The 14,043-nt window shown below is 68.6% G+C and carries 12 protein-coding genes and 1 pseudogene; 5 read left to right on the forward strand and 8 right to left on the reverse strand.

Annotation, left to right across the window (positions count from 1 at the left end; genetic code table 11):
• Positions 1-42: 42 nt before the first annotated feature.
• Genes E3O49_RS16960 through E3O49_RS02680 form a run of 3 tightly spaced genes read left to right on the forward strand, consistent with a single transcriptional unit; the run spans position 43 to position 1,704 of the window.
• Positions 43-390, forward strand: coding sequence for a hypothetical protein (locus E3O49_RS16960; RefSeq protein WP_241976079.1), 348 nt, complete (start codon positions 43-45; stop codon positions 388-390).
• Positions 387-1,487 (forward strand): glycosyltransferase family 2 protein, encoded by a 1,101-nt coding sequence (locus tag E3O49_RS02675; protein ID WP_241976078.1) that lies wholly within the window; start codon positions 387-389, stop codon positions 1,485-1,487. The genes E3O49_RS16960 and E3O49_RS02675 overlap by 4 nt, the downstream gene beginning before the upstream one ends.
• Positions 1,477-1,704, forward strand: coding sequence for a hypothetical protein (locus E3O49_RS02680; RefSeq protein WP_134366294.1), 228 nt, complete (start codon positions 1,477-1,479; stop codon positions 1,702-1,704). The genes E3O49_RS02675 and E3O49_RS02680 overlap by 11 nt, the downstream gene beginning before the upstream one ends.
• On the opposite strand, the gene E3O49_RS02685 is transcribed toward E3O49_RS02680, so the two are convergent.
• Complete coding sequence (locus E3O49_RS02685) at positions 1,701-2,282, reverse strand: hypothetical protein (protein ID WP_134366295.1); 582 nt, start codon at positions 2,280-2,282, stop codon at positions 1,701-1,703. The two genes, E3O49_RS02680 and E3O49_RS02685, sit on opposite strands and share 4 nt — an antisense overlap.
• Between E3O49_RS02685 and E3O49_RS02690 the strand changes: the two are divergent.
• A pseudogene (locus E3O49_RS02690) lies at positions 2,248-3,078 on the forward strand (SUMF1/EgtB/PvdO family nonheme iron enzyme). The gene E3O49_RS02685 and the pseudogene E3O49_RS02690 sit on opposite strands and share 35 nt — an antisense overlap.
• On the opposite strand, the gene E3O49_RS02695 reads toward E3O49_RS02690, so the two are convergent.
• The 5 genes from E3O49_RS02695 to E3O49_RS02715 all read right to left on the reverse strand — a co-directional run bounded on the left by E3O49_RS02695 (position 3,075) and on the right by E3O49_RS02715 (position 11,365).
• On the reverse strand, positions 3,075-6,458 hold the full coding sequence (locus E3O49_RS02695) for an ATP-binding protein (RefSeq protein WP_160141005.1): 3,384 nt from the start codon (positions 6,456-6,458) through the stop codon (positions 3,075-3,077). The pseudogene E3O49_RS02690 and the gene E3O49_RS02695 overlap by 4 nt on opposite strands.
• Positions 6,455-7,186: a DUF4194 domain-containing protein gene (locus tag E3O49_RS02700; RefSeq protein WP_160141006.1), complete on the reverse strand. Its 732-nt coding sequence runs from the start codon at positions 7,184-7,186 to the stop codon at positions 6,455-6,457. The genes E3O49_RS02695 and E3O49_RS02700 overlap by 4 nt, the downstream gene beginning before the upstream one ends.
• Positions 7,176-8,681, reverse strand: a complete 1,506-nt coding sequence (locus tag E3O49_RS02705) for a DUF3375 domain-containing protein (protein WP_134366298.1) — start codon at positions 8,679-8,681, stop codon at positions 7,176-7,178. Before E3O49_RS02705 ends, E3O49_RS02700 begins: the two co-directional genes overlap by 11 nt.
• A 71-nt stretch (positions 8,682-8,752) precedes the next feature.
• The gene (locus tag E3O49_RS02710) at positions 8,753-10,969 is read right to left on the reverse strand and encodes a heavy metal translocating P-type ATPase (protein WP_134450952.1); all 2,217 of its coding nucleotides are present in this window, start codon (positions 10,967-10,969) and stop codon (positions 8,753-8,755) included.
• 135 nt (positions 10,970-11,104) lie between these two features.
• A complete protein-coding gene (locus tag E3O49_RS02715; RefSeq protein WP_134434573.1) occupies positions 11,105-11,365 on the reverse strand; it encodes a heavy-metal-associated domain-containing protein in 261 nt (86 codons plus the stop codon).
• 116 nt (positions 11,366-11,481) lie between these two features.
• Here E3O49_RS02715 and E3O49_RS02720 point away from each other — a divergent pair, with 116 nt between their 5' ends.
• The gene (locus tag E3O49_RS02720) at positions 11,482-11,790 is read left to right on the forward strand and encodes a hypothetical protein (RefSeq protein WP_134366301.1); all 309 of its coding nucleotides are present in this window, start codon (positions 11,482-11,484) and stop codon (positions 11,788-11,790) included.
• 9 nt (positions 11,791-11,799) lie between these two features.
• Here the strand turns inward: E3O49_RS02720 and E3O49_RS02725 are convergent, their stop codons facing one another.
• Both E3O49_RS02725 and E3O49_RS02730 read right to left on the reverse strand, forming a co-directional pair.
• Entirely contained in the window at positions 11,800-13,383 is a 1,584-nt protein-coding gene (locus tag E3O49_RS02725; protein ID WP_134450953.1) for an HNH endonuclease signature motif containing protein, read from the reverse strand.
• A 105-nt stretch (positions 13,384-13,488) separates the two neighbouring features.
• A complete protein-coding gene (locus tag E3O49_RS02730) occupies positions 13,489-13,959 on the reverse strand; it encodes a methyltransferase family protein (protein WP_134410242.1) in 471 nt (156 codons plus the stop codon).
• Positions 13,960-14,043 lie beyond the last annotated feature (84 nt).

A 14,043-nucleotide genomic window follows, 5' to 3' on the forward strand; every position in this document is an offset into this window, starting at 1 on the left:
CCGAGGAATCTGACCCAAGGAATCCTCCGATAGGGTGGCCATATGGGGGCCAATCTGTTCAGCCGCGTCGTCGGTCTTGCCGTTGCCGTGATCGCCGGCGGCGCCGCGCTCCTGCTCTGGTTCGCGGTCGCTTCGACCGATCCGTCGGAAGGCCCGCCCCCGACCACCCATTCCCTCCGCGGGATCTGGGGCCTGTTCTACGACCTGGAGGCGCCGACCGGTCGCGTCCTGACCGCCGCCATTGCCCTGGCGCTCCTGTTCGCGGCGGGAATCGGCCTGCTGGAGCGGCTGACGGCGAGAAAGTCACATCGCTCAACGAATCGTCGGATCACTCCGCTCGCACCCAAACTCCTCATGGCGTCGACCCGGGGCAGTTCGCCGGCCCGGTGACCGTGACGGTACTCATCCCCGCGCACAATGAAGAAGCGTTGTTGCCGGCGACGCTCTCCGCACTTCTCGCTCAGTCGCACCAGCCCGATCGGGTGATCGTCGTTGCCGACAATTGCACCGATTCGACGGTCGCCATCGCCCGGGCTCACGAGGTCGAGGTTTTCGAATCGGTGGGAAACACCGAGAAGAAGGCCGGCGCGCTGAACCAGATCCTGAAACAGCTGCTTCCCCTGCAACGCGACAACGACGTCATCATGGTGCTGGACGCCGACACCAGGCTCGATGACGGATTTCTGGCCGCCGCGGTCGACCGCCTCACCGATGACCGAGCCCTCATGGCCATCGGGGGCCTCTTCTACGGGGAAGAGGGTTTCGGGCTGCTCGGCCAGCTCCAGCGCAACGAATACATTCGCTACTCACGCCAGATCCGGCATCGACGCGGCCACGTCTTCGTGCTCACCGGCACCGCGTCCCTGTTCCGCCCGGCCGCGCTGCGGGCGGTGGCGGAGAATCGGAGCGTCACGATCCCTGGAAAACTGGAGGACGTCTACGACACGGCCGCGCTCACGGAGGACAACGAGCTCACGATCGCACTCAGATCACTCGGCGCGCTGATCATTTCTCCCGCCCGGTGCACGGTCGTCACCGAACTGATGCCCGACTTGCGCACCCTGTGGGCGCAACGACTGCGGTGGCAGCGCGGGGCCCTGGAAAACCTCGGGGCCAACACCTTGACGCCGCCCACGTTCCGCTACTGGGCCCAACAGTTGGGCATCGGCTACAGCGTCATCGCGCTGTCCTCGTTCATGTTCCTCCTGCTGCTGACGGCGCTGTCCGTGGACGCGATGGTGGTGTTCCCCTTCTGGCTGGGGGTGGGCTCGCTCTTCATCGTTGAACGCGTCGTTTCCGTGTGGCGGGAAGGGTGGCGGGGGCGCCTCCTGGCCGCAACCCTGTTCCCGGAACTCCTCTTTGATATGTTCCTCGATGCCGTGTACGTCAAGGGCATCCTCGACATCACGTTCGGCCGTCAGGCACGCTGGGGAAACGGCGACGGTCTCACTGCGACGACACCGGGAAGAAGATCTCATGCACGCTGACCTCAGGGCTCCGACCGGGATTCTCCTGCCCGAGACCTTCCTGCAGACCGACTTCTTCGCCGTCCTGGCCACGTCTGTGGCGATCAATACCGTGATGTATGCGGTGCTGGCCGTCGCGAAGATCCTGCCCAGGATCTACCTCATCGATTGGCTGCCGAGCCACAATCGCCGATCCGAGACGCGCAGCATCTACCCGGACGCGCACGAACGACGCTAGTAGTCGCTCTCGGCGGCGCCGGTCGCCACGCCGTGGTTCAGCGCCAGCACCGCGAGGTCGATCTGCACGAACATCTCGGTGCGTTCGGCGCGCTCCCGTTCGTAGTCGGGATCCCGCGAGTCGATGGCGAGCCGGATCAGGCGGGCAGAGAGGGCGGCGCTGATCTCGTCGCTGGCCACATGCTGGGCGCGTTCGACGATGCGGGCGACCTGCTCGTCGTCCTCGGCCACGTGCATCAGGGCGAGGGCGAGCTTCTTGTGCACGCGCCGCCGGAGGGCCAGCTGGCTGATGTCGTGTCGCTGGTCGGCGGTGATGTCGGCCGACCACCGGGCCTTGGTGAGTGTCTTCCGGAGATGGCCGACGCGCAGCCCGTATTCCTCGTTCTGATGAGCGACCAGGGTCAGCTCTTTGCGGGCGGCGGCCGCGTAGACCGCCGGGTCGTAGTCGAGGTTGTCGCGGAGCGCGCCGACGATGATGTCGTTCTTCACGGCCATGCCCACGGCGGAAAGCGCGATCAGCAGGCCTTCTTCGACGATTCGCTTGATGGGAGGCAGGGCGGCACTCACTTTCTGGTGCATGACTCCCCAAAATTCTAGTCGTGCGATACTGGCCGCGAAAACGCGGCAGCGCCCGAATGCAGATGGAGACGTGATGACCACCACCCCGCTCAGACACCCGATCGGCCAGGTATCCGTTCCCGGCCAGGTCTTCCTGATGGGCGACTCGAGCGGCGTCGGCAACCCCGGGGACGGGGAGTGGCCGGTGCACCCCGTCCGGGTCGACGGTTTCGAGCTGGACGCCACCTCCGTGACCGACTCGGCCTTCGCGGCCTTCGTCGCCGACACCGGCTTCCGCACCGAGTCGGAGGTGTTCGGCTACTCGGCCGTCTTCCACCTCGCCCTCGCGGCGGAGCTGGAGGATATCCTGGGCCGGGCGCGGCTGCCGACCGAGGCCGAATGGGAGTGCGCCTCCCGCGGCGGCCTCGAGGGGCGCCTGTACCCCTGGGGCGACGAGTAAGGCGACCGGTACCGGTGCAACACCTGGCAGGGCGAGTTCCCCGCGGTCAACACCCGAGCGGACGGCTGGCTGACCACCGCGCCGGTGCGGGAATTCGAGCCGAACCCGTACGACGTCTGGCAGAGCGTCGGAAACGTGTGGGAGTGGTGCTCCGACTGGTGGGACGCCAACTTCTACGCGCACTCCCCCGGCAAGAACCCGACCGGCCCAGCCGCCGGCCGCCAACGCATCATGCGCGGCGGCTCCTTCCTGTGCCACGACTCCTACTGCAACCGTTATCGCAACTCCGCCCGGGCCTCCAACACCCCCGACTCGGCCGCCGCGAACATCGGGTTTCGCACGGTGAGCCTGGCTTAGGCCACCGGCGAGGACAGCACCGGCGAAGACAGCGGGGTGACGTACGAATATCCCGTGCTGTTGTTCTTGGTCATCGACAGCACCAGCTCCATGTGCGGCTCGAGGGCGGTGACCTTGTCGAGCGGGGAACCGATGATGAGCTGGAAGCCCAGCCCCTTCCAGGCGGCCACGGCCCGGCCCGCGAACTCCGAGTCCGATTTGACGAACCCCTCGTCGAGGAAGACCGGAGCGAAACGCGGCCGGGTGCGGCTCTCGTCGCCCAGCTGGAACCGCAGCGCCGCCCCGACGACGAAGGCCACGAGCTCCTGGGATTCCCCGCCGCTCTTGCCGCCGAGGGACGAGTAGGTGCTGACTTCGGTGCCGTCGGGCGTGATCCGGACCGCGGTGATCTCCACGTGCTTGCGCACATCGAGCAGTAGGTCGCGCTGGGCGGCGGCCCTGGAACCCGCATCGGACCGGCGGATCAGGTGCATGAAGGCCTGCAGCCGCTTGAAGCGGCTCTCGGTCTGATCGTCGGTGAACTCTTCCGTCGCGCCGGAGGAGAGGACCTTGAGCTCCTTCCGGAACGCGGTCGCGTCATCTCGGTGCAGGCGGCGCAGGGCGATCTTCAGCCGGTCGCGCCCGGCGCCGAAGGGCAGCGTCGTGAGGATCTCGTTGATCGGACGGAGCCGGTCCTCGATCTCCTCGATGGAGGTGTTGAACGCCCCCGCCAGCGGAACGAGGTCCTGGCCGCTCCACAGGGACAGGCGCCGCTTCCACTCCTGGCGCCGCTCGTGCAGGCCCAGCGTGTAGACGGCGTCGAGGATGTCGCGGTAGCTCGTGTACGAGTCCAGCGAGACGCCGATGTTCGGGTCCGGCCAACGACTCTGGAAGGTCTCGAAGATGCCGACCAGGGTGGTGCGGGCGCTCGTGGCGCTGTCGCGATCCTGGCTGGACTGTTCGGTCAGCCGGTCGCGGAGACGCCGGACGCCGCCGTCGAATGCGGCGAGGTCGCTCCGGTCACCGACCATGGCGAACTGGGCGTCGAGGTGGGCGGCATGCTCCTCCGACAGGGACACGGACTGCTCACGTTCGATCCGGTCCAGCCGGTTGCTGACCGCGTCCTGCCGGTCCACGAGGCGCCCCTGTTCGGCCACGAGGCCCTGGCCGTCACGGTCGGCGGCGTGCTTATCCTTCTGGGCGCTCTCCAGCTCGACCGACAGCCTCTGCTCCTCGTCTTTGAGGGCACGCAGAACGTCGCTGTCGGCCAGGACGCGTTCACGTTCGGCCTCCTTGTCCTGGATGCGGGCCTCCGCGCCCGGCACGTCGATGGCCGGCCACACGCTGTCGATGATGTACTGGTGGGCGCCCTTCCTGCCGCGCAGGTCCGCGATGCGGTTGGCCACAACGGATGCCTCGCGCGCAAGGGAATCGGCGTTCGCGCTCAGCCGCAGCAGATCCTCGTCGATGTCGTGCAGGCGAGCCCGGCTGGAGAAGCCGATGATGGACTTCTGGTCGCTGTTCCAGCCGTGGGCGCCCCGCTTGCCGTTGCGGGTTTGCCCGCTCGGGGTGACCCGGGGGCCGTCGCCGAACAGGCCGGCCGGGGTCTCGACACACAGCGCGTCGAGGTTCTCGGACTGCACCCGGTCCTGCACCCAGCCGCTGAACGGCGAGTCCTTGAACACGAGCTTGCCGGAGACGTAACGGTCGTCGCCGGCGATGTCCTGGTGCGGCCGGAGCGCCACCCCTTCGAAGTGGATCCGCACCGGGATGCTCAGCGGGTCGATGGCCCGACTCAGGGAGGCCAGGCGAGTCTCGTCAACGAGCATGACGCGCACGACGGAGGACAGGGTCACCTCGGCGGCCTGGCGCCACTCGTCCTCGCCGGGGGCGATGTCGACGAGTTCGGCCACGAACGGCAGGTCTTCGACCGGGATCCCCGCGGCCTCCGCGATCATCAGGCGGGCGTTGTGCAGATGCTGGGGAACCAGGCTCGCCCGCCCGCTCAGGAATCCGTGTTCCTGCTTCAGGGTGCGGATCTGGCTTTCCACCGGGTAGGCCTCCCGCTGGAGCAGCACCCGTTTGGCCTCGAGGCTCGCCTCGGTCGTGGCGAACTGGGCGAGGAAGAGGTCGGCGATGCCCTGGGCTTCGACGAATTCGTCGTGCGAGGGAATGGCCACGTTCAGGAGCCGGATGCGCTCGTCGAACTTCGCCCGGTCGCCGGCCACGTCGTCGCGTTTGTCGGACAGCCGGGCGAGGTCGTTCTGCAGGCGCAGCAGCACGTCGCCGCCGTTGGCTCGCTGCTGGTCCTGGATCTTGGCGACCCGGCCCTTCAACTCGGTCTCGGCATCCCGTGCCCGGGTCGCCTGCTCCTGGTTGTCGCGGCGCTCCGCCCGGTTGGCGTCGGCGGCGGCTTCGAGCAGGACCTGCTCGGTCTGGAGCTGCCAGAGCACGAAGGGCGTGTCCCCGGAGCGGTGCACCCCGAAGACGTCGATCAGGTCGGCCTGGCCGTTCGCCGTCTCGTAGTCGCTGTGCAGGTCGGGCAGCCGCTCCAGCACCCTGGCCTTCTGCGCCTCCGTGACCATGGCCCCGTAGGACCGTTCCAGGTCTTCGAAGTGGTCGACGGCCTTGTCGGCTGCGGCGAAGGTGGCCGGTTCTTCCAGGACCATGGACTTGTAGAGCCCGTCGACCGTTTTGACCTGCTGCCCGGCCTGGATGCGCGCAAGCAGGCGGAGGGCCTTGCCGCCCTCGCCGTTGGCGCCGATGCCCAGCCGGGTGTAGAGGGTCTGGGCGAACGCCGCATAGGTGTCGAAGACATCCATCTCCGGGAACCGGGTCTTCAGCGCCCGCTTGTCGAACCGCGACTCGGTCACGCCGGCCAGGTCGCGCAGGTCGAGATAGCCGTCCGTGGTGGCCATCTTCATCGTGATATCGGCGAATCTGCTCGCTCCGCGGGGAACGAAATAGGCCCGCAGCACGGTGAAACGGCGGTGGTTGTCGTCGATGAACGTCATCGACACGGCCCCCCAGGTGGACTCGTTGGCGCCGCGAAGCACCTGGTCCTGCATCTCCCCCGTGCCCGCCTCCCGGTTGGAGTCGGTCTTGCCCTTCAGGTAGGTCATCAGGTTGCGCTGGTCGACGCTGCGGGCGCGCCCGGAGCCGGCGTCGTTCGAGGCGCCGTTGAAGGGGGTGTCGGAGGGCATCATCAGTGCCAGATACGCGTCGAGCAGGCTGCTCTTGCCGGTGCCGGACGCGCCGGAGACGAGCGTGGCGGTGGGGGCGAAGGTGATCTCGTGGTGGCCCTGGAATCCGCCCCAGTTGACCATCTGGAACGAGTCGGCGCGCCACTGGGTGGTGCCCTCGGTGAGGCCGTCGGCGTAGAACAGCGGGGAATCGGTCATGAGGTGGCCTCCACCCGGGCGTCGGTCAGGATCTCGGGCAGGGTCTCGGTCAGGTCGGTGGAGTCGGCCGACGGATCGAATTCGGCGTCCAGGGCGTTCTGCGCCACCAGCCATTCGAGCAATTCGTTCAGCCGCTCCACCGGCAGCAGCACCTCGATCACGGCCGAGATGCGGAACCGGTCAGGGTCGCTGGTCTTCAGCAGCACCCGAGCCTTCGCGAGGCTGTCCACCGCGGCCGCGGCCTTGCGGGCGTCGCCCCAGCGGTCGGTGGCGTGCTCGGGGCGGAAATGGGCGACATTCTCGACCAGGTTGTCCCGATCCACGATCACGATCTCGTGGCCGTTGGCGCGCTCGCTGCGGAACCGCTGGCGCAGCAGCACCAGCAGGATCGTTTCCTCCCGCGTGTACGACACGTCGTGCAGGAGGGTCGGGAAACGGTCGCCGCCCTCGGACACGGCCTGCCGTTTGAAGGCCACCTCGTAGTGCAGGTCCACGTGCAGGTCGAGGAAGACGTCGTTCAGACGCGACTTGAGCAGCTTCCGAGACGCCAGCAGCGTCTGCCATTCCGCCGGCTGCAGGGCCGCGGAGATGTAGCGGTGCTTCATCAGCAGCACCAGCGTGCGGCGCTGCTCGACGGTGAGCCCACCCTCGTCGCCCTCGAACAGCGAGAAGCTGCGCGCCTCCTCCTCCGGGGCAAGGTCAGTGTCGTCGGTCAGCTCAGTCGTCATTGTCAGATCCATAGTTCAGGGCGGACAGCGCCGCGGTTTCGTCCTCGTTCAAAATGATGCGCGGCACGTCGAAGCTGCGGCTGGAGCCGTCGGGCCGCACCGTCTCGAACCGTTCGAGGGTCACGGCGCGGCTGACCGCGTCGATCTGGGTGGCGATCTGCAGCATCCCCAGGATTTCGACCGGGCGACGCAGGTTCGGGTCCAGGTCGTTGAAAGCGTCGCCGACGGATGCCGCGTCCCCGGTGCTGAAGGCCGTCACGATGGCGTCGCGCAGCTCCCCCAGCAGCGGGCCGCCCTGCTTGCGCATGTCGTCCAGGCTCGGCGGCGGCGGGGCATCCTCGGAGACGTCGACCAGGGCCGGCGGCGGCAGGTGCGCGCCGGGGTCGTAGAACCGTTCCCTGAGGTGCTCGACGTCGAGCGTGCCCGGCATGAGTTCGGCGGTCACCGTGGACCGGGGCCCGGCGGACTGCATCCAGGTGGCGAGCTCCTTGTTGATCTCCCGCAGCAGGCGTTCCAGTTCGCGGTCCTTGACCACGTCGTGGTTGACGATGTGTTCCCGCAGGGTGGTCGTCAGCCCGTTGCGCTGGGTCAGGACGTCATCGATCCCCTTGCGGATCAGTCGCACGGTTCCCATGAAGCCGATCCGGTCGTTCTTCGTGAGCGAGAGGGCGAAGGGGTGCAGCAGGATCGTCTCGAGGTCGGTCTTCAGTTCCAGGAGCAGCTCATCGTTGCGCAGCAGGGTGAAGGCCCCCTCGAAGGCGCGACCCTCCGGGGTCGAGGACATCAGGGCATCCGTCTTGGACAGGTACTCGTCGAGCACCTCGCTGATCGGGCGCTCCTCGCCGCGGAAGTCGTTCACGATCTGCCGGTGCATGGCGGCGACCGACTCCTCAACCCGCTTGAAGTCGCTGGGCAGCTGGTTGATCAGGTCGATCAGGTTCGCGTACCCCTCGAACATCTGCTCGTTCGACACGGCCGCGATCTCCCCGCCGGCGGCGAGGCGGTCCCGTTCGCTCGTCCTCTCGGCGATCTCCTGGTCGAGCCGGCGGATGCGTTCGTCCCGGTCGGGGTTGGCCTGCGTGGCGCGGTGGCGCACGGTGTCGACGATCGTGGTCAGGCGGGACTCGCTGATCAGGGCTCGATCCCGCGACAGGCTGTCGACCAGGAGCAGCGCTTCGAGCGCGTGCGAGGTGAGGGAGTAGTGTTCCTCGTCGCCCTCGCCGGTCTCACGGTAGAGCCACTGGTCGTTCATCCACTGCACGCAGAGGGCACGGCCGTTTCGGCCGGGGACGTCGCTGCCGACCGAGCGCAGGTCGGCCAGGTAGGCGTCGACCTGGGTGTGCAGCAGGTCGGCCTGCACGCTGCGCCGGTCCCGGCTGAAGGAGGATTTGAAGACGGCAAGCACGAACGGCGCCCACTTGCGGTCCAGCAGGCGCAGGGTGGGTTTGTCGAATGCTTCGCGCACCCGCGCCAGTTCGCCCGCGATTTCGCTCATGGTGGAGGTTCCTTTCTCGGGCCTCCTCAACCGTAGTCGCACCGGCCCGCCGGTCGGCACGCCGGGCGCTGCTACGCGCCCGGCGCGAGACCGCGGAACCCGCGCAGGCGCAGGCTGTTGCTCACCACGAAGACCGACGACAGGGCCATGGCGCCGCCCGCGATCAGGGGATTCAGCAGCCCCAGCATGGCCAGCGGGATCGCGGCCACGTTGTAGGCGAACGCCCAGAACAGGTTGGCCTTGATCGTGGCGAGGGTGCGCCGGGACAGCCGGATGGCGTCGGCCGCCGCGATCAGGTCGCTCCTGACCAGGGTCAGGTCGCTGGCCTCGATGGCGACATCGGTTCCGGTTCCCATCGCGATGCCAAGGTCGGCGGTGGCCAGGGCCACCGCGTCGTTGACGCCGTCGCCCACCATCGCGACGACGCGTCCCTCACCCTGCAGGGCCCGGATGATCTCTGCTTTCTCGGCCGGGAGCACACCGGCGCGGACGTCCGTGATGCCGACCTCGGCGGCAACGGAGGCCGCGACGGTCTCGTTGTCGCCGGTGAGCAGCACGGGTCGGAGGCCGAGACGCCGGAACTCCGCGATCGCGGCGGCACTGGTGTTCTTGACTACGTCGGACACGGCCACGATCCCACGCGCCTTGCCGTCCCAGGCCACGGCGACCGCGGTGCGGCCCTGGCCCTCGACGACGGCGAGCGCGGCGCGGAGCTCGGAGGGGAGGGTGATGGCCCACTGCTCGGTCAGCCAGCGCGGCCGCCCGACCAGCACGACCCGTCCCTCGATCAGCGCCTGCACGCCGAGCCCGTCGGTCGAGGCGAACGATTCGGGGGCCGGCAGCGCTCCGACCCGGTCGCGAGCACCGGACACGATGGCCTGGGCGATCGGATGCTCTGACCCGGTCTCCGCTGCTCCGGCGAGCGTGAGCAGTTCCTTCTCGTCGACGCCAGCCACGGGCACGGCCGCGACGAGCGTCATCCGGCCGGTCGTGACCGTGCCCGTCTTGTCCAGCACGATGGTGTCGACCCGGCGGGTCGATTCGAGGATCTGCGGCCCCTTGATCAGGATGCCCAGCTGGGCACCGCGCCCGGTGCCCACCAGCAGGGCGGTCGGGGTGGCCAGTCCGAGCGCGCACGGGCACGCGATGATCAGGGTCGCCACGGCCGCGGTGAACGCCACCACGGTGCCCGCGCCGAGCAGGAGCCACGCGACCAGGGTGGCCAGGGACAGCGCGATCACGATCGGCACGAAGATGGCCGAGACCCGGTCGGCGAGGCGCTGCACCTCGGCCTTGCCGGTCTGGGCCTGCTCGACCAAGCGGCCCAGCTGGGCGAGCTGGGTGTCCGCGCCGATGCGGGTGGCCCGCACGACCAGGCGGCCGCCCGAGTTCAGGGTGGCGCCGACGACGGCGTCGCCGGGGCCCACCTCGACCGGCACGGACTCGCCGGTGAGCATGCTGGCGTCGATCGCCGAGTTGCCGTCGACGACGGTGCCGTCCGTGGCGATCTTCTCGCCCGGACGCACCACGAACAGGTCGCCGACGACCAGGGACGAGGTCGGCACGGTGATCTCGTGGCCGTCCCGCAGGAGGGTCGTCTCCTTCGCCCCGAGTTCGAGCAGGGCCGTGAGTGCCGCGCCGGACTGTTTCTTTGCCCGAGCCTCGAAGTAGCGCCCGGCCAGGATGAACACGGTGACGGCGGAGGCGACCTCGAGGTAGATCTCGTCCGCTCCCCCACCCGGGCTCGCGGTGAAGCTGAAGGTCATGGTCATGCCGGGCATGCCGGCCATGCCGAAGAACAGGGCGTACAGGGACCAGCCGAGCGCGGCGAGCACGCCGATGCTGATCAGGGTGTCCATCGTCGCCGCGCCGTGGCGCAGGTTGGCCCACGCTGCGCGGTGGAACGGCCAGGCTCCCCAGACCGCGACCGGAGCCGCAAGGGTGAGGGCCAGCCACTGCCAGTTCGTGAACTGCAGCACCGGGATCATCGACATCAGCACGACCGGCGCGGCCAGGACACTGGACAGGATCAGCCGCCGGCGCAGGGCGGCCACCTCGAGGTCCTGCGCGGTGGGGGCTCCGGGAGCGTCGGGCTGCTCTGCCTGCGGCGGCCGCGGTCGGGCGGCGGTGTACCCGGTCTCCTCGATCACGGCGATGGCCTGGTCGACCGTGGTGCCTTCCGGTACGAAGAGGCTGGCCTTCTCGGTGGCGTAGTTGACCGACGCCTCGACGCCGGGCATGCGGTTCAGCTTCTTCTCGATCCGGGCCGCGCAGGACGCGCAGGTCATGCCCCCGACAAGGAGGTCGACCTGTTCACCGCGCGCCGGGCTCGAACCGGCTGGACGTGGACCAGCGGGGATCGGACCGGCAGGGATCGGACCGGCCGGTGTCGGACTCACGGGGACAGTGCTCACGGCGTCAGCTCAGACGGATTCTGAGACGAGCTCGTAGCCTGCCTCATCGATGGCGGCGGCGACGGCGACGGGATCGAGCGGACCTGTGCTGGCGACGGTGACCAGGGAGACGCCACCCGCCACGAGGTCCACGTCCACGCTCTCGGCGCCGCCGAGCTTCGACAGTTCTGCGGTCACGGCGGCGACGCAGTGCGAGCAGGTCATGCCCGAGACGTGGAGAGCGGTGGTCGTCGCGTCGTTCTGCTGGGTATTCTGCTGGGTTGTGAACATGGTTCAACTATACCCCCAGGGGGTACTGGCGGAATGAGAATCCGAGCGACCCTGGATCCGCTGCGTGGCTTTGTCCGTGTGAGACTGACAGCCAGGACTCGTGAAGGAGCAACACAGTGGACGACCCGCGCGCCAAAATGGAGGGCAACAACCTCCTCAATCTCGGAGCACCGCACCTCGACTGGTCGAAGACCCCCGGTCGCAGGCCCGGATTCTGGCTGTCTGCGGCCAGCGTCGTGCTCGCCGTCCTGCTCCCGTTCCCGGCCGCCATCGCCGCCGGGCTGGGTCTGTCGTTCGCGATGCAGGCATTCCAGGTGATTCCAGCGGGCGCCCGCGGGCGTGGGCTGGTGATCACGTCCCTGGCTCTGGCTTCGGCGACGATCCTGGTGGTCGTGGCCCGGACGATCGCAGCGATTCTCTTCTAGAACGCCTGCTCAGAAGGGCGGTGGGTCGACGTCCGCAGCGGGCTCCACAGGTTCGAACGGGACCGCCGGATCCGACCGGTAGTTCAAACCGCTCGGCGCCGTCCAGTCCAGCACTCCCCCGGCTTGCTGGGTCACCGTCCAGTTCGTCTGCGTCTTCAACCGATGATCCGGAGCACACAGGCACGCCAGATTGTCGTAACGGGTCTCCCCGGTGTGCTGCCACTCGTGACCGTGATCCACCTGGGCCCGCACCGCCGGCCGGGTGCAGCCCGGGAACCGGCAGGTCCCGTCCCGGATCTCGATCAGCCGCCGCAGGTCTTTCGGGACCCGGTACTGATCCCGGCCCACCGAGAGCATCACCCCCGTCTCCGGATGAACCAGGATCCGCGTGAAACTCGGCGCCCCCGCCGCCAGCAACCGGGCCGTCTCCGGATCGATCGGACCGTACCCCTCCAGCAGCCCCGGTTCCTCACTCTTGCCCAGCAGAGTCAGAACCGGCACGGTCACGTTCACCGTGGCCCGCACACCCCGGCCGAGGCCCGCCGGCGTCACCCCGTCGACCATCAGGTCCGCGAACACATCCGCCCGCAACTGCGCCAGGGTGCGCTCCTCGTCCAGCCCCTGCAGGCTCGCCGCCATGTCGCCCACCCGGGTGAATATGGCCTGAGCCACCGGCATCGGCTGATAACTGTGCAGCCAGCCCATGCCGTCCTGCGCGGGCTCGAGCACCAGAACCCGGTCGGCCTCGCACTTTCGCCGGCGCACCGTGATCGACTCCGGATGCGTCCGTTCCCGCACCCTTCGGGCCACCCGGTCGAACTGAGCCACCGTCACCCGCTCCGCGACCGGAAGCACCTCGGCCTCGAAACTCGCCCCGGCCTCCTCGGGCAGTGAATTGGCCTGCTCGATCAGCACCCGGGCATGCGCGTAACTGATCCGGCCGGCCGACAGAGCGTCCCGGGTCGCCATGAACGCCCCCGAGAGGGCCTCGCTCTTTGCGAGAAGATTCGACGCGGCCGCCTGCGACACGTGGAGCGCGCAGGCCAACTCGGCGATCGCCGTGCGATGGGCGATCTCGAGCGCATCCCACCTTGACCCCAGCACACCCGCCGAGACCGCTGAATGCGGGCGGCCGACCTCGTCGTCAGCGTCGTCAGCGTCGTCAGCGTCGTCAGCGTCGTCAGCGGTCACACCGTGCTCGACCGCCCGCGCGACCAGAGCGCGCCGGGTCCGCTCACGCTCCGCGTTCGCCTCGGTCTCGAAACACCAGGACCGCACGCGCTCCACCGCCTCGGCCCGCGCCGCGGACACGGATGCCAGCAGTCGATCGGCGGCCGCGGCCGCCCCGACCAACTCGGCCAGCATGCCGACCCGGCGGTCGAGGAACCGCAGTTCGCCCGCAGCCGGGCCGGCTGCCTGCAGACCGGTTGCGTACAAACCGGCATCGTCGAATTCCTCAACGTCGAAGAAGGCCTCGGCGTCGAACTCGAAGCCAGGACCGCCGGCGCTGTTCCGGAACGCCGGGCCGGTCAGGGTGTCGAACGCGGCCAGGGCGTCCAGCGTCGTGGTGCTCTCATTTCTGAGGTTCTCCATGCGACCAGAATATCACGATCCAGAACACAGGTGTGAAATAATGTCAACTATTTACCGCTTAGTTTAGAACTGAACGACGATACTTTCACTCGGCGTCATCCCGGATCAGCGCGGCGAGCGCAGCCGGCCCACCGCCGGCAGGAAGCGTCCGATGTGGGCGCCGTACGCGGCGTAGTCCGGATGCTCGGCCACCAGCATCCGTTCCTCCCACCGGGCCTTGCCGGCCAGGAGCAGCAGGAGGGCAACCCAGGCCACCAGGTGCCAGACCGAGGCGCCGATCAGTGCGAGACCAAGCGCGCCCGCGATGAGTCCGGCATAGATCGGGCTCCGCATGAGCCCGTAGACGCCGGTGGTGACCAGGGGCGCGTGTTCACGCGGGACCGGGCTGGCCGTCAGCGCCGGACCGAGACCGACCACGCCCAGCACGGCCAGAACCGCGCCGGCCAGGCAGAGCGCGGCCGAGGCCACGGCGACGACAACGGTGACCGGCCACAGAGAACCGTGGGGCAGGAACGCCAGCGCCGCGAGCAGCACGAATTGTGCGGACACCAGGCCGACCGCGAGCGCGCGTTTCATGATTCGAGGCTCCGCCCGCGGGGTGCGTGCGGGCGCTATTGAGCGGGGCCGACCCGCGCTAGGTTCATGTCATCGACTGGCCGA

It is taken from the genome of Cryobacterium shii (assembly GCF_004402595.1).
GTDB lineage: Bacteria > Actinomycetota > Actinomycetes > Actinomycetales > Microbacteriaceae > Cryobacterium > Cryobacterium shii.